Origin of the sequence: Thalassospira lucentensis, from assembly GCF_050516545.1 — a bacterium.
Lineage (GTDB): Bacteria > Pseudomonadota > Alphaproteobacteria > Rhodospirillales > Thalassospiraceae > Thalassospira > Thalassospira lucentensis_C.
Genome location: NZ_CP191544.1, coordinates 1,281,967 through 1,296,406 on the forward strand (window position 1 = coordinate 1,281,967; position 14,440 = coordinate 1,296,406).

Genomic DNA, 14,440 nt, shown 5'->3' on the forward strand with positions numbered 1-14,440 from the left:
GTATTCCTCCTAATCTTCTATCTTTGCCGGATCTTCTGATCCGGGTGCGGCAGCGATGCCAAAACGACCCTTGCCATGTTTCTTGACCTGATACATGGTTTGATCTGCGCGTTGTACAAGATGCTGTAATTCTTCTTTCGAAGACGGTTCGTGAACGGCGATCCCCACAGATATGCCCAGCGGATGTTCTTTGTCGCCGGAAAATTTTGTCAAAATAGCGCTTTCTTTCATCAGCACCTTCGCACGCCGTGATGCAGCGTTTACATCGGCACCTTCAAGCCACAGAACGAATTCATCACCACCCAGTCGCGCGACCAGATCAGCGGGGCGCACATTGTCTTGCAGCACATGGGTCAGGGCAAGGATGGCTTCATCACCTGTCTGATGACCGTGAATGTCGTTCACCAGTTTGAAGTTGTCCATATCAACATACATCAGGGATGCTGGTTCGGCGGCGCGTTGCAATCGGCTATGGCGGCGTTTGAGTTCTTCAAAGAACGCGCGGCGGTTCAGAAGCCCGGTCATGCCGTCAGTGCGTGACAATGTCAGAATGCGTTCATGCTGGATCGCCTGTTCAATGGCAATGCCGACCTGATCTGAAACCTCGGTCATGATGGCACGTTCACCATCCGTTGGTTCAGGGTGATCGGCATTAAACATAAAGACCACCGCGCCATTGTTACGTTGGTGGTAATGGCAGCGCAGGGCAAAAATGCGGTATTCGCCAATCTGGGCGTCAAACGGTTCTTCCGTGCTTTGCAGTTGGCTTAGGGCCTGCTTGGCAATTTCACAGGCATCCTTACTTTCATCACCAGCAGCAATATCGAGTTCGTCCGTTTCGTCATTGCGTTTGAAAATCACGCAGTTTGAGCATGCAAGTGCCCGTGTGCTGGCCTCGGATGCGCCTTTTAGAACCATAAGAGGATCAATTTCGTCACGCATGGTGCGCACGATATAGGTCATCAGGCGGTCACGGTTTCGTGCGGTCGAAACTTCGCTTTCGCGGCGGCGCTGTTCGGTGATGTCATGGGCCAGACCACGGGTGCCGGTCCAGCGTCCTTCGCGTGAATAGACAGGGGTCGATGACACAGACAGGCAGGCATCATTGCCGTTTGACCGACGGAACCAGACCGGTACATCACGGACAGCTTTCTGACTGCGGAAAACGTGTTCACTGTCCTGATCAACGGTATCAAGCAGGAAGTGGCGCGGGAAACGCCCGACGATATCATCTGCACGATATCCCAATGCCCCGCGTGGGGAGACAAAAACAAACTTGCCTGTTTCATCGGTTTCCCAGGCAAAGGCCGAGGAGACTTCGACAATGTCGCGATATCTTTGGCGCGAATCAATCAGGGCTTCGCGTAAATTCCGATCCATGCTGACGTCACGCGGCAAAATCATGACCTGATTACTACCGGTCGGAAGGGCGGTCAGTTCAAGTGTTGCAGTGCCGCGCTGAACTTCAAAAGTCATCATCTCAACCACACCACCTGGAGTGGTCAGGGTCCGGCGGATCAGTTGATAAATTTCAGGGAACAGACCATCGCGGATGCCTTTGGCAAACCCGACAGCGTTCTTATTGGCAAATAACGGAACCCCATGGGAATCCATGACGATGACGGGGGCTTCTGCCTGTGCCATGACTTTGGGATCAAGGGTGAAAACGCTGGCATCATAGCTGATCAGATCATCGATTGCGTCAGCACTTAACGATGCGGTGTCGACAGGGTGACGGGAAGTCATGCGCGTCCTCCTGTTATGGCCGAGACATCAATATTTTCTTCCAAAGAGGTGTCGGTCGCTGTTGTGACATTTGCTTTGTCATAGCCACCTTTGTTGCCAATCGTGACTGGCGCTCCAAGATGGTAGCCTTGGCCATAATCAATGCCCAGATCACGCACCATTTCGTAGCTGGCCTGATCATGGATCATTTCGGCAATGGTGTGGATGCCGAGGTCACGACAAAGCAGGGCAGTCGCCTTTAGGAAAGCGCGACCCTTGGGATTTGCAAGTGCTGTGCGCATCGCACCACCATCAAATTTGATAATGTCGACATCCAAAGCACTGAGATATTCAAAGTTCGCGGCACCGGCACCGAAATCATCCAGACAGATTTCATGTCCACGTTTGCGCAAAATCTGCAGTCCGTTATTCACATCGGTAAGTCCGCGGATACGCGACGTTTCGGTGACTTCAAACAAGACCCTATGTGGTGCAATATCGTATTGATCAAGAAGTTCCACCAATGCAGGCAGGAATCCGGCCTGTTCTAGTGAATGTCCTGAAAGGTTCACTGCGACCGGGAAGGGGATGTTGTCTGGGGTCTCGCGTAAGTGATCCAGAACCTTGCTGCACATCGCCAAGTCAAATTCAGTGATCAGTCCTGTGCCTTCGGCAAAGTGAATGATCTGATCGACAGCAAGCGGGCTGTTGCCGATGTTAAACCGGGCGAGGGCCTCGAAATGGTGCATTTCCTGGCTATGAAGATGGACAATTGGCTGAAGAGCGACGGCAAACGACCCGTTTTCGACGATTTCGCGGAATGCGCGTACGGATTTCAGCGTTTCATTAATCAAATGCGGCAGGCTGGCCGATAAGCGGGCCGCGGTTACTTCGTTTTGCGCTTTGCGTTGCATACGGTTCAGGGCATATGCAACAGCACGCGTCAGATTGGTTTCACGATCATTTTCATTATTTTCAGCATCGAAATGATGAATGTTGCGTGCGCTTTCATAATCACTGCCGAACGGGTCAGATGCACCAGATCGTTTCGTGTTTGAATCAGATGATGACGCGCTATTGGTCAAGGCCATCAAGCCATCGCGAACCGGTTCCTCAAGATCGGCACGTAATGCTGAGGCATATGCAACAATGCGCCGTTCAAGTTCAATCATCGGTTCGTCAACGGGGTGGATTTTCATTGATTTAGGCGATGAGGACGCATTGATCTTTAAGGATGGTGCGAATTGTTTGACGCCAATGCCAATCAGGCGGGCGAGTTCATTCGTTGCAGCGGTCTCGGCCTGTGAACGTGAAGCTGCCAGGTTTTCAAGTACGACCAAGGCCTCGCTGTGATAGGAGGCTGTCGCCTTATCGGTCAAGGTTGCTGCATGGCGGGCATCTGCGTTTTGGTTTTGTCGAATGACTGCATTTTGCAGAATAATACGGTCTATGCCAGAACGGGCTCGCGGGCGAATCGCACGGTGACGGGCAGCAATGTAATATCGGCTTGATGGGTCGGCGATCATGTAACCGCTCAGCGACAAAGGAACGGGTTCCTGTAGCGGGCTGCCATCAGCTTCGAAAACCTGAAAATCCAGATCAAGCTCTTCAAGCCGTTTCAGTCCGTTGCTGGTGTGCAGATACGCACGCATCAAAGGTCGTTCTGATTTTACGACAATGTTTTCAAGTGCTTCACCAATCAAACGGTCCGGTGTGCAGCCCAACAGGCTTTCGGTCGCACCGGCGACAAACAGGATGTAGCCGTTTTCATCGACTTCAAGCAGCATATCTGCCCAGCAGAACGCCATGGCCGCCAAAAGGTCCTGGTCGTTTGTTTCCGCAGAATACCCGGTGCTGTCTGTCATTTGTGAACCGTCATCTAAAGCCGCCTGATCTTCGTGTGCTGCAGTGTTCGCAGTCTTTCGTAACTTGCGATCTTACTAAGGATATGAAGGATTTGCACTTGATATGCCAAAAAAATCCGCCCCGTATCTAATCGAAATTTATTGAACTGGGAAAACCGGCGGTTTTGTGGGCCTAAATGGCTTGAGAAATCCTGACGATATCTAGGTCTATGCGCTTTTTACCGATACATAAGGTGATCATCAAAATTTAGATGGCACTGAGTGTCGATGATTGAAAGGCACTGTCTATGAGTGAAATTAAATATTAGAGATTTATGGGGAAGGCAGATCAGCATATCTTGCAAAGATTATAATAGTACGAAAGAGAGCGTGGCTTGAAGTTCGGCAATTGAGCATCAATTTAAAAACGGGTTTTTGGTGCCGGGATAGCCGGGTTGGGCGCGGCAAACATGTTGCGCCAACACGGGGCCAAGCTAACCGTGTTGGAAGCCAAGCCTCATATCGGCGGGCGGTTGCTTACCGATTGGTCTATGGGCGCACCTTTTGAAGTGGGGGCAGGTACCACCAAGTCAGATTTTGATGATCTTGGGGAACCAATAGAAAATCGACTGATTCTTGCGGGGGAACATACGATTTTGATTATGCTGGAACGACACACGGGGCCTATATGACGGGGCTTCGTGCCGCAGAATTCATCATTGATGAAGAATCATAAGAAAACAACCGGTGTCGTTGCGAACCACTATTTCAGTGGGTCAAGCCGCGTCGTGGTCGGCATTCTTGGTCGTCACAGTCTTCCGACCTGCGTGTTTTTTGGCATACATGGCGTCATCAGCGGCCCGGATCAGGTCGGAAATATCGCTTTTGGCCGAGTAAACGGTGTAGCCGAAGCTTGCCTTGATACCAAGGGCCTTGCCTTGCCAGATTAGCGGGAAGCGTGCGGTTGCATTTTGGAGTTGGTTGATACGCTTTTCTGCTGCATCTGGACTGCTGCCGCTCATGAGAATGGCGAATTCGTCGCCGCCAAAGCGTGCGACATAGTCATCAGACCGGGTATGGGTACGCAGGTTTTGGCCAAAGTGGCGCAAAACGGCATCGCCCGCAGCATGACCATATTGGTCATTTATTTCTTTGAAACCATCAAGATCAGCAATAACCATCAGGCCACGTTCCGCATTCCGCGCGGCGCGCGCAAGGGCTTCACGGGTGCGGCGCATAAAACCGCGTCGGTTATAAAGGCCGGTCAACTCGTCGGTTTCGACCATCAATTCGAGTTGGCGAATTCGATTTTGTTGCTGGTCAAGGCGCATCTGCATGTCACGGGCCAGATCGACCAGCGTTGACAATGCGTTGCTTTGTTCAGATTCCTCAGTCGCGCGATTGTTAATCGCTGTTTGCTGCTGAAAATCAGCGGCGAGTTCTATGAGCAATTCAATCTGCGACTTTTCCATGAGCTGTCTTGTAACCAATGACATGATATGGTGAAACCCTTAAAAGGATAGCTAACCTTTTAGCGTTAATGGCTTACAAGAACCTTAACGTAGCAGGAATGAATTTGTGTTGAATGAGAATCGTTCACGCATAGGAGAACACCTAAATGAAAAACGATTATATGGTTGGACTAGCGAAGAAAATTGCGGTTTTCACAGTGGCGGTTACGCTGTCAGCGTGTTCGTTTCTGCAGAAGGAAAATTTTACCGTTGGCGGTGAGATAACCGATCATGGCCAGGAATGTGTAACGTTCCGTGCCGAAGATGGAACGCTTTATGCGCTGGCCAATAAGGCCAGTCGTCTTCGCCCGGGCGATAAAGTGCGCGTGACGGGGCATCTGGCGCTGATGACAACCTGCACAGAAGCAACGACTTTGATTGTTGATAAGATTGTGCTGCTTGCGCCGGGTGGTTAAGGCCATCCAACGGTTTTATCTGGTCATTTGAATTCTCGGGAATTTAGTGCTGGGTCGCAAAACAATCGGTGCCGTCGGCTTTTAGCTGACGGCATTTTTGTTCTGCCTGATCCGGCGTGATAAAGCCAACCAGTTGAAGGCGATGGTAAATTCCTTTGGTTCCCAAATCGGCACTTACGATTGTCTTTTGATGGGTTTGCGCAAGTTCGGGATAGCGAATGCGAAAACTCGCCCAATAGGTTTCTGCGGAAATGGTGTCACGAAATGCACCAAGCTGGATCAGATAGGCGTTGCTATTGGCGCTCGCTGCGGCATTTTCTGATCGTGACGCAGTATTCACCGAATGTGACATATCGGTTTTGGTCGCAATCAATTCTGAAGAACTCGGAGTCTTTCCTTCACTAGGGCGCGGTTGTTCTGGCGCATCTTTCCCTGTGCTTTGGGCCTTTTGAACGCTTGTTGGGCGTTGTTGCCGCCGTATTGGCGCGTTGCCTGTCAATGTTTGATGATATTGCGTGGCAAGCGACGGGATTTCCAAATCTTCTTTGAGTGTAACACTGGCGGGAATCGTTCCTGGCAGGAGGCTGACCGGCTGATTGGGCTGCGAAACTGTTGACGCATGTGCCGGAAGATCGGTTGGAATGATATCGATCCCGGTTGGTATGGTGTCGCCGTTCGATGTTTGGGCGTGCGCATTTATAGGTGCTGTAATACCCGCAATAACCAGCGTCCCAAAAGCAGCAATCAGGTATAAACCACCCCATTTTTTTGATGCGCAAACCGCTTGCGACGAGGCTGTCGCAAGTTGTTGGCGATCATGGGGTGGTGTATCCATTCTTACATCTCCGCGCGCGGCTGATAGGCATGTCGTTCACGCAATATCTGGTCATTGCTGCGCAAACGTTCCATGGCTTTGCCATAAACGCTGTCGGCCGGATATTGGCCGTCATGGCGATCACCAGATGGCATGCCGCTTAGCAGTTCAATGGCATCATTGATGTGTTCAACCGTCCAGATGTTGAACTTGCCCTGACGGATGGCCTGAACAACTTCTTCGCGAAGGACGACGTTTTCCGCATTGGCAAGCGGGATGATAACCCCCTGATCACCGGTAAAGCCCTGATCCGCACAGATGCGATAGAACCCTTCGATCTTGTGTGAAACGCCGCCGACCGGTTGCGCTTCGCCAAACTGGTTCATTGATCCGGTTACGCCGATATTCTGGCGCATCGGAATGTTTGAGACCGCCGATATGATCGCGCAAAGTTCCGCCATCGATGCGGAATCACCTTCGATCCCGCCATAGTTTTGTTCAAACGTGACGTTACAGGCAAAGGAAAGCGGGAATTCCTGTGCAAAGCGTGATTTCAGGAACCCTTCAATCGTCATGACCGACTTTTGCTGAAGCGGGCCGGACATATCGACCATCCGTTCAATATTAAGAACGCCCAGACTTCCGACATAGGATCGTGCCGATACACGGGCAGGCAGGCCAAAGGCGTGATCGCCATAGTCAAGTACGGTAAGTGCGTTGACCTGTCCGGCGACCGCGCCAAAGCTATCGATCAGGATTTCCCGGCGTTGGACCCGTTCATGGGATCTATCTTCAAGCCGGCTGTTGCGGTGACGTCGTTCTTCAATGGCACGGCGGACATCTGCTGCACGAATGGTTTCGCGGCCATCTGATTTACAAAGTGCCCCGGCCTCAATCGCAACATCTTCGACCCGTTCGATCTGTGCGGTCAGTTTGTCACGTTCCCCGGCCCAGCGGGCCGCTTGCCCGAGTAATTGTCGGATGGCGCCATTATCAACCGGGATGCGCGAGCGCGACAAGGCAGATGCGCGCAAAAGCCCGGTATAGATCGAAATATTGCGCCCGCCTGCAGGCATATCGGCGTCGATATCGGCCTTTACGCGGAAATGATTCCGGAAATCCACATCAAGCGAGAAGAAGGTGTAATAGAATTTCGGCGCGCCGACGATGACGACCTTAAGATCAAGCGGGATCGGGCGGGGTTCTGGTGCACCTGCGGTGGGTGGGCCGCCTTTCTGGGTTTCTTCAATGCGGATTTCGCGGTCACGCAGGGCGGCCTTTAAATAACCCCAGCATTCTTCATGCTCGACCAGTGATTCGGCACGCAAAACCAAAACCCCGCCATTGGCGCGGTGTAATGCACCGGGCTTAATCAGGCTGAAATGCGGATGCATGCCGCCACCCATCGGGCGATATTGAATTTGGCCAAACAGGTTGTCGTAGCTTGGGCTTGGTTCCAAAACAACATCCGGGTGACTGTCGCGAGAATGGTCAATCAGAAGGTTGACGGCATAGCGGTCATCGACGGTTTCGGGGATTTTCCCATCGCCACTTTCAATGGCGGGCTGATCGCTTTCTTCTTCGAAGGCATCGATATTATCGAGAATGTCTTTTTCAAGTGCTTCGAACCATGCCTTAAGGCCGGGGCTTGTGAATTTATCGCGCAGTTTCTTGATGCGCGGTTTGAGAACCACTTTGGCCGCCCCACGGCGCAGGCTATCAAGCGTATCGGAAATCTGTTCTTCAAGATCGCGGCTTGAAAGAAGGGTTTTACGGGCTTCTTCTGCGACTTCTTCAAAGGAAGCTTCGGCGGTGCTCCGGCGTTCCTTGGGGATTTCATCAAGAGAAACCGGCTCGCCTTCGTCGTTAAGGGCGACGATCATCACGCCTTTTTCGTTCTCCTGAACATCAAGACCGCGTTCACGGGCATATTCCCGAAGGGCTTCGAATTTTTCGCGCAGCTGGGTGCGGGCTTCTTCGGTTTGGGTTTGTGTTTCGGTCAGGTGTGCAGGGGCGTTAAAGGCCGATGCAAATGCTTCGCGCAGATGCGAGATCAGCGTTTCCATGGATGAGAAAAGTTTGCTCCCTTCACCCGCCGGAAGGGCATAGGGGCGTGGACGGTTGGTGCGCGAAAAATTGTTCAGATAGACCCAGTCATCGGGAGTGGCGCGTTCTTCCATTGCCTTGTTCAGGTAGTCAAGCGTCGCGGTCATACGTCCGGCGCGATCAAGACCCAGAACAAAGATGTTGAAACCCGGTTCGGACATCGAAAGCCCGAATTTAAGGGCCTCTGCGGCACGGTAATGTGATGAGAAATCGAAAATTTGCGGCGGTTGGTCTTTGTGTGGGCTGCGAATCCGAAAATGCGGGAAGCCGCAATCTTCTGCGTCAAGGCGGGAAACTGGCATTTGCTGACTTTCTGCTGCCCAAGATAAGAAATAGCGACGGCGTTTTGCGCCGCGCAACATATCTTGGAAGCAACGCAATCATGTGGTCAAGCGTTGCGTGCGGAAATTGCTGAAATGCCGAAAGGAATCTCTTTTTAACGTTTTAATTGGCCCCATGGTGTGATGGTCGCCAATGTCGCCAGTTGGGTTTCTGTAAGCCGACTATGAGAGTTCTTTACGTGCCGTTTTGTTGAAATTCACATTACAACGGAATTGCCAAAATCGCTGCTTTTAAGCAGCCGGTCGACAATCTGGACCCCGCGGCGTAAGCGTTCAGTGGACCGTTCTGCACCAAAGCAAAGTCGTAATCCGCGCGGTACCGGTCCAACAGAAAACTGCTGTGCGGCGGTTAACAAAACACCGCTATTGGCGGCATTCATCACCAATTCACCCGTGTCGATATGGTCAGGCAGGTCAAGCCAGATGTGATAGTTGGTCGGGTGGAAGCGGACATCATATCCTTTGAGAGTGCTTAATATGATGGCAAGTCGCTGGGCAGCTTCACCGCGGTGCCATGCTTCGTATTGGGCAAGGCTGCCATCCATGATCATGCGGGTGACCAGTTCAAGATTGATCGTCGAGACCATCCAGCATGTCGATCGGATCGCACTGGCAAGTTTGCCAATCATTTCACCGGGGGCGTGGATATATCCGACACGCAAACCACCACCGATGCTTTTGGAAACGCCATCTAGATAAATGCTGCGTTCCGGGGCAAAGCAGGACAGGGGCGGTGGCGCATCAGGATCAAGGAAGTGATAAATGCCGTCTTCGATCAAAGTCAGATCGTATTTTCGCAGAATTTCCGCAATTTCGATGCGGCGTTGCTGGCTCATGGTGGTGCATAGCGGGTTGTGCAGCGTTGGCATCAGATAAATTGCGCGCGGGCTATGTGTACGGCAGATATTTTCAAGAACGTCCGGAATGATACCGTCATCATCCATGGCAATGCCGCGTAACCGGAACTGCAGCAAATTGGCAAGGCTGCGAAGATTGGGATAGGTCAGTTCTTCGCACAGAACCAGATCACCCGGACGGATCGTTGCCAAAAGCGAAACTGTCATACCGTGTTGAACACCCGCCGTCGGAAGCACGCGTTCCGGATTGTCATCCAGTCCAAGCATTCCAGCACAATAGGCCAATGCTTTGCGTTGATGGGCGAGGCCGTATTCCGATTTGTAGGACACCATATCGTCAATAGGCATCGTACTGGCGATGTCCATCAGGGTTTGGCGAAGATGTCCTTCTTGCGGGGGCAGGGGGCAATTCATCCGGAAATTGATAGGGCCGGTATCGTCTGAGCCGTCAGGCGCATCTTGTGGAATGCTCAGCTTTCGCCCCATCTGCGCAAGATTGTTTGTAAAGGCAAGCGGGATGGGGGCGGTCGCGGCCATGTCGAGTTCGGACTGGATGTTATCAAGAACATATGTCCCGCGCCCAACTTCACCAGCAACAAGTCCCAGCCTTTCGGCTTCGCGATAGGACCGCGTGATGGTCCCGACAGTCACACCTAGTTGATAGGCAAGATCGCGGTGGGTCGGCAGTCGGTCCCCCGGTTTAAGAGAGCCGTCTTTAACTGCTTTGCTAATCGTCTGTGCGATCTGTCGATAAACAGGTCCGCCAGCATCATCAAGTTTTGGAAGCCATATTGTCATGGTGACAATGTTTAAATTGACACCGTCACAATGTCAATGACAAAACAATATCGAGACAATTACCCGATAGGAGATGGAAATGGTAAATTGTAACGATACAATCCAGCTTCCCGACATCCGTGTTAATAATCGCGCAGTGATGAACGGTAAGCAGGGGGCAAAATCTGTAACCTGGCGTTCGGCGATGGTTGGTATGGCTGTCACTATCGTGGAATATTTGGCACGACTGCAGGCCCATGCACGTAACCGTCATGCGATCCAAACGCTTGACGACAATATGCTTAAAGATATCGGCCTGACGCGCGCAGATATTGATAACGAGCTTTCCAAACCATTTTGGACCGGGGTGCCACCGCGCGGTTAGCCACTGCCGCGTATGACGGAGACATAGACTCCCTTTATGTCTCCGTCTGGTCCGGGTTTGGTCGAAAATTTCGATTGTATTGATGTGTTTTCTGTATGGGGTACAATATCCATGTTTAGTCTGGCCGAATTAAGAGATGCAGCTGATTTCGTGCATCAATATGTCGCGCCGACACCGACAATCCAGTGGCCTATGCTGGATCGGGCGACGGGATTGTCTTTGTATGTCAAACACGAAAATCATACACGCCTTGGTGCGTTTAAAATTCGCGGTGGCCTGACATTCTGCCGTTATCTGGGCACATCCGTTGAGGTGAATCGCGGATTGATTTCAGCCACGCGAGGCAATCACGGGCAAAGCCTTGCACATGCAGCCAGCCGGTTTGGGATGGCGGCAACTATCATTGTTCCGCATGGTAACTCGGTCGAGAAAAATGCCGCCATGCGGGCATGGGGTGCCGAGGTCATTGAACATGGCGATGACTTTCAGGAAGCGGCTGAATATGCGTTTTCATATGCATCCCAGACAGATCTGGTCATGGTTCCACCATTCCACCGGGAACTTGTGCGCGGTGTAGCGTCCTATGGGCTTGAGCTGTTTGATGAAATCAAGCGGCTGGACCGTGTCTATGTACCTGTCGGGATGGGGTCGGGGATTTGTTCACTGATCACGGCACGCGATGCCCTTGGTTTGAAAACCGAAATTATTGGTGTGGTGGCCAAGGGGGCAGATGCCGTTCGGCAGTCATTCATTGCAGGAAAAGTCATTCAAACGCCAAGTGCGAAGACCTTTGCCGATGGCGTTGCATGCCGGAGCCCGGATGCCGCCGCGTTTGAAATCATCAAAGCCGGTGCTGCGGATATTGTCGCGGTTGACGATGATCAGATCGCCAATGCCATGCGCCTTTATTTCAGTTCATGTCACACCCTTGCCGAAGGGGCCGGGGCCGTGCCCCTTGCCGCGGCAATGGCGCATCGTGATGAGAATATCGGAAAAAAAGTTGCCCTGATTTTAACCGGGGCAAATATCGACCGGGCAGATTACGCCCGTATCCTTTCGGGAGAAGACAAATGACCAGCGTTCCAAATCGTGCATCTGACAGCTCCACTGACAATGCACGTCATCTGATGTTTGACGACCTTGAAAAGCTTGGCCGTATCCTTGTGGAAACAGGCGATATTGCCCATGGCTTTGTCCAAGGCGCGGACGACATCGATGTGACTTGCCGTGATTTTTCTGCCTTTGACCCCTCGCGCCCCTTATCAAGGCAGGGAAGCGGCACACTTGATGCGTTGCGAGCAGCAAAAGAAGAAATTCTGCCGCTGCTCGCCGCATCAATTGGTCCCCGGTATCTTGGTTTTGTGACCGGTGGCACAACGCCTGCCGCCCTTGTAGGGGATTGGTTGGCAAGTGCGGTTGATCAAAATGCCACGGGTCCCGAAGGATCGGTTAATGCGGCTGTCGAAGAACAGGTCATAAACTGGCTGTGTGACATGGGGGGATTACCCTCTGACCGTTTTGATGGTGTCCTGACCACGGGGGCGACTGTTTCAAATCTGCTCGGCCTTGTGACGGCACGTCAATGGTGTGGCGAGCAGGTTGGTGTCAATATTGATGCTGATGGTGCCGGCGTGCTTCCGGATCTTGATATCTTTGCCGCCAGTCCACATGCCAGCATGGTTAAGGATCTGTCGATTACGGGCATCGGGCGCAATCGTTTTACCAAAGTTGCGACTTTGCCAGGGTCAGAGCAAACTGATCTTGCCGATCTTAAAGAGAAGCTTGAGGCCAGTGACGCGCGTGGCAAGATTGTCATCGCATCGGCCGGCACGGTCAACGCGACGGATTTTGATGATCTTGATGCGATTGCCGATCTTTGTGCGGCTTACGGGGCATGGTTGCATGTTGATGCCGCATTCGGGTTGTTTGCCGCACTCGATGATCGGCGCGCCCATTTTCTAAACGGGATTCATCGTGCGGATTCCATCACATCGGACGGGCATAAATGGCTGAATGTGCCTTATGATTGCGGGATATTCCTGACGCGGCATATTTCGGTTCTTGAAACCTGCTGTCGTGCCTTTGCGCCATATCTTGATACCAAGGCCGACGGGAACAGTTACATAAATCGTGGTGCTGAAAATTCCCGCCGGTTTCGTGCCTTGCCACTTTGGTTGTCGATGAAGGCATATGGTCGGGACGGATTTGCATCGGTTATTCGTGCCAACTGCGATCAGGCTGCAGATTTAGCGTCCTGGGTGCGAACCCATGGAAAACTTGAATTGCTTTCAGAGCCGAAACTTAATGTGACAATGTTTAGGGCGATTGGCAGCGATGATGACAATCGGGGATTGCTGGACCGGATCAATGCCACGGGCAAGGTTTTCATGACGCCGACTGTTTACGGTGGGCGGTTTGGTTTTCGTGCGGCGTTTAGCAACTGGCGGACACAGGATCATGATCTTGTCATCGTCAAACAGGCGATTGATGCTGTTCTGTAGGCCGGTAAATGTGATGAGATGTTACAGCATGTGCGTTACAAGACGTGTAAATGCTGACGTTAGGATACTGTTATGAAGACCCAGACTTTACCGATCTATCAGGTTGATGCGTTTACCGATATTTTGTTTGCAGGAAACCCTGCTGCCGTCGTGCCATTGCCACAATGGCTGGCCGATGATGTGATGCAGAAAATTGCGATGGAAAACAATCTGTCGGAGACCGCATTCTTTGTGCCGTGTGGTGCGGGCGATGAGGCCGACTTTCATATTCGTTGGTTTACCCCGACCGTTGAGGTTCCTCTATGCGGACACGCAACACTGGCCAGTGCCTTTGTTATTTTCAACCAGCTTGGATTTGAGGGCGATCTAGTTAAGCTGCAAAGTCAAAGTGGTATTTTAAGTGCCACGCGCGATGGCGATGCGATTGTCCTGGATTTCCCAAAGCAGCCGATCAAAAGCAGCACTGTTCCAGATGACGTGATCGCAGCCCTTGGGGGTGAAACACCAATTGAAACCTATCGGGTCACCAGTCGCGATACGGATCACGTTGTTGTTTATCGTGATGCCAAGGTTGTCCGCGAAATGCGCCCGGATATGTCTGTGCTTGGCAAATTGACGGGCAGGGGTGTGATCGTCACGGCACCTGGCGATAAAACCGGTCTTGATATGGTTTCACGCTTTTTCGTTCCAGCAATTGGCATCAATGAAGACCCGGTTACGGGCTATATGCATTGTGTTGTTGCACCGTACTGGGCCGACAAGCTGGGCCAGAAGAACGTTGTCGGGTATCAGGCTTCTGCACGCGGTGGTGTTGTCGCCTGTTCGGTGGATGGTGATCGGGTCGGCCTTAAGGGTGAAGCCGTGCTGTATCTCAAAGGTGAAATTAGCATTCCGGGCTAAGACAGAAGCCATTTTCGGCGTGTGAATAAAAAAGACGGGCAGCAGAAATGTTGTCCGTTTTGTCGTGAAACAGGCTGGAAATCGTATGTTTCCTAGGCAATGCGTGACTACCGATTAATCCGTATTGAATGTCTGTGACGCTGTTTTTCTATTGACCGGACTGTAGGGCTTTCGTCTAAGTAAAGACAAAATACGACGATTGTGGACAAATCACACGGGTCTATCCGTGGATTGCAAACCGCAAGGATACTGGTTTTACAAGG

12 protein-coding genes are annotated in these 14,440 nt (G+C 51.8%); 6 read left to right on the top strand and 6 right to left on the bottom strand.

The window, feature by feature from the left end; genetic code table 11:
• Nucleotides 1-9: 9 nt before the first annotated feature.
• Together ACQ0MK_RS05940 and ACQ0MK_RS05945 are read right to left on the bottom strand one after the other, a co-directional pair.
• Complete coding sequence (locus ACQ0MK_RS05940) at nucleotides 10-1,746, bottom strand: sensor domain-containing diguanylate cyclase (protein WP_430475240.1); 1,737 nt, start codon at nucleotides 1,744-1,746, stop codon at nucleotides 10-12.
• Nucleotides 1,743-3,590, bottom strand: a complete 1,848-nt coding sequence (locus ACQ0MK_RS05945) for an EAL domain-containing protein (protein ID WP_430475241.1) — start codon at nucleotides 3,588-3,590, stop codon at nucleotides 1,743-1,745. The genes ACQ0MK_RS05940 and ACQ0MK_RS05945 overlap by 4 nt, the downstream gene beginning before the upstream one ends.
• Before the next feature lie 449 nt (nucleotides 3,591-4,039).
• Here ACQ0MK_RS05945 and ACQ0MK_RS05950 point away from each other — a divergent pair, with 449 nt between their 5' ends.
• Nucleotides 4,040-4,261 (top strand): FAD-dependent oxidoreductase, encoded by a 222-nt coding sequence (locus ACQ0MK_RS05950; RefSeq protein WP_430475242.1) that lies wholly within the window; start codon nucleotides 4,040-4,042, stop codon nucleotides 4,259-4,261.
• Nucleotides 4,262-4,345: 84 nt separating this feature from the next.
• Here ACQ0MK_RS05950 and ACQ0MK_RS05955 read toward each other — a convergent pair whose 3' ends face one another.
• On the bottom strand, nucleotides 4,346-5,041 hold the full coding sequence (locus ACQ0MK_RS05955; RefSeq protein WP_430475243.1) for a GGDEF domain-containing protein: 696 nt from the start codon (nucleotides 5,039-5,041) through the stop codon (nucleotides 4,346-4,348).
• Nucleotides 5,042-5,187: 146 nt separating this feature from the next.
• Between ACQ0MK_RS05955 and ACQ0MK_RS05960 the strand changes: the two genes are divergently transcribed.
• Nucleotides 5,188-5,496, top strand: a complete 309-nt coding sequence (locus ACQ0MK_RS05960) for a DUF5818 domain-containing protein (RefSeq protein WP_430475244.1) — start codon at nucleotides 5,188-5,190, stop codon at nucleotides 5,494-5,496.
• 43 nt (nucleotides 5,497-5,539) lie between these two features.
• On the opposite strand, the gene ACQ0MK_RS05965 is transcribed toward ACQ0MK_RS05960, so the two are convergent.
• From ACQ0MK_RS05965 to ACQ0MK_RS05975, 3 genes are all read right to left on the bottom strand, one after another.
• The gene (locus tag ACQ0MK_RS05965) at nucleotides 5,540-6,331 is read right to left on the bottom strand and encodes an SPOR domain-containing protein (protein ID WP_430475245.1); all 792 of its coding nucleotides are present in this window, start codon (nucleotides 6,329-6,331) and stop codon (nucleotides 5,540-5,542) included.
• 2 nt (nucleotides 6,332-6,333) lie between these two features.
• On the bottom strand, nucleotides 6,334-8,718 hold the full coding sequence (locus tag ACQ0MK_RS05970; RefSeq protein WP_430475246.1) for a Lon protease family protein: 2,385 nt from the start codon (nucleotides 8,716-8,718) through the stop codon (nucleotides 6,334-6,336).
• Between the two features lie 236 nt (nucleotides 8,719-8,954).
• Nucleotides 8,955-10,412, bottom strand: coding sequence for a PLP-dependent aminotransferase family protein (locus ACQ0MK_RS05975; RefSeq protein ID WP_430475247.1), 1,458 nt, complete (start codon nucleotides 10,410-10,412; stop codon nucleotides 8,955-8,957).
• Between the two features lie 79 nt (nucleotides 10,413-10,491).
• Here ACQ0MK_RS05975 and ACQ0MK_RS05980 point away from each other — a divergent pair, with 79 nt between their 5' ends.
• From ACQ0MK_RS05980 to ACQ0MK_RS05995, 4 genes are all read left to right on the top strand, one after another.
• Nucleotides 10,492-10,776 carry a DUF1127 domain-containing protein gene (locus ACQ0MK_RS05980; RefSeq protein ID WP_430475248.1) on the top strand — a complete coding sequence of 95 codons (285 nt, stop codon included), beginning with the start codon at nucleotides 10,492-10,494 and terminating at the stop codon, nucleotides 10,774-10,776.
• Nucleotides 10,777-10,887: 111 nt separating this feature from the next.
• Complete coding sequence (locus ACQ0MK_RS05985) at nucleotides 10,888-11,850, top strand: threonine dehydratase (protein ID WP_430475249.1); 963 nt, start codon at nucleotides 10,888-10,890, stop codon at nucleotides 11,848-11,850.
• On the top strand, nucleotides 11,847-13,277 hold the full coding sequence (locus tag ACQ0MK_RS05990) for a pyridoxal phosphate-dependent decarboxylase family protein (RefSeq protein ID WP_430475250.1): 1,431 nt from the start codon (nucleotides 11,847-11,849) through the stop codon (nucleotides 13,275-13,277). The genes ACQ0MK_RS05985 and ACQ0MK_RS05990 overlap by 4 nt, the downstream gene beginning before the upstream one ends.
• 72 nt (nucleotides 13,278-13,349) lie before the next feature.
• Nucleotides 13,350-14,177, top strand: coding sequence for a PhzF family phenazine biosynthesis protein (locus ACQ0MK_RS05995; RefSeq protein WP_430475251.1), 828 nt, complete (start codon nucleotides 13,350-13,352; stop codon nucleotides 14,175-14,177).
• Nucleotides 14,178-14,440 lie beyond the last annotated feature (263 nt).

Coding starts and splice junctions, on each gene's coding strand:
- ACQ0MK_RS05965 (WP_430475245.1), bottom strand. CDS start 6,331: ATGGATACACCACCCCATGATCGCCAACAACTTGCGACAGCCTCGTCG.
- ACQ0MK_RS05940 (WP_430475240.1), bottom strand. CDS start 1,746: ATGACTTCCCGTCACCCTGTCGACACCGCATCGTTAAGTGCTGACGCA.
- ACQ0MK_RS05995 (WP_430475251.1), top strand. CDS start 13,350: ATGAAGACCCAGACTTTACCGATCTATCAGGTTGATGCGTTTACCGAT.
- ACQ0MK_RS05950 (WP_430475242.1), top strand. CDS start 4,040: ATGTTGCGCCAACACGGGGCCAAGCTAACCGTGTTGGAAGCCAAGCCT.
- ACQ0MK_RS05980 (WP_430475248.1), top strand. CDS start 10,492: ATGGTAAATTGTAACGATACAATCCAGCTTCCCGACATCCGTGTTAAT.
- ACQ0MK_RS05960 (WP_430475244.1), top strand. CDS start 5,188: ATGAAAAACGATTATATGGTTGGACTAGCGAAGAAAATTGCGGTTTTC.
- ACQ0MK_RS05985 (WP_430475249.1), top strand. CDS start 10,888: ATGTTTAGTCTGGCCGAATTAAGAGATGCAGCTGATTTCGTGCATCAA.
- ACQ0MK_RS05975 (WP_430475247.1), bottom strand. CDS start 10,412: ATGACAATATGGCTTCCAAAACTTGATGATGCTGGCGGACCTGTTTAT.
- ACQ0MK_RS05955 (WP_430475243.1), bottom strand. CDS start 5,041: ATGGAAAAGTCGCAGATTGAATTGCTCATAGAACTCGCCGCTGATTTT.
- ACQ0MK_RS05990 (WP_430475250.1), top strand. CDS start 11,847: ATGACCAGCGTTCCAAATCGTGCATCTGACAGCTCCACTGACAATGCA.
- ACQ0MK_RS05970 (WP_430475246.1), bottom strand. CDS start 8,718: ATGCCAGTTTCCCGCCTTGACGCAGAAGATTGCGGCTTCCCGCATTTT.
- ACQ0MK_RS05945 (WP_430475241.1), bottom strand. CDS start 3,590: ATGACAGACAGCACCGGGTATTCTGCGGAAACAAACGACCAGGACCTT.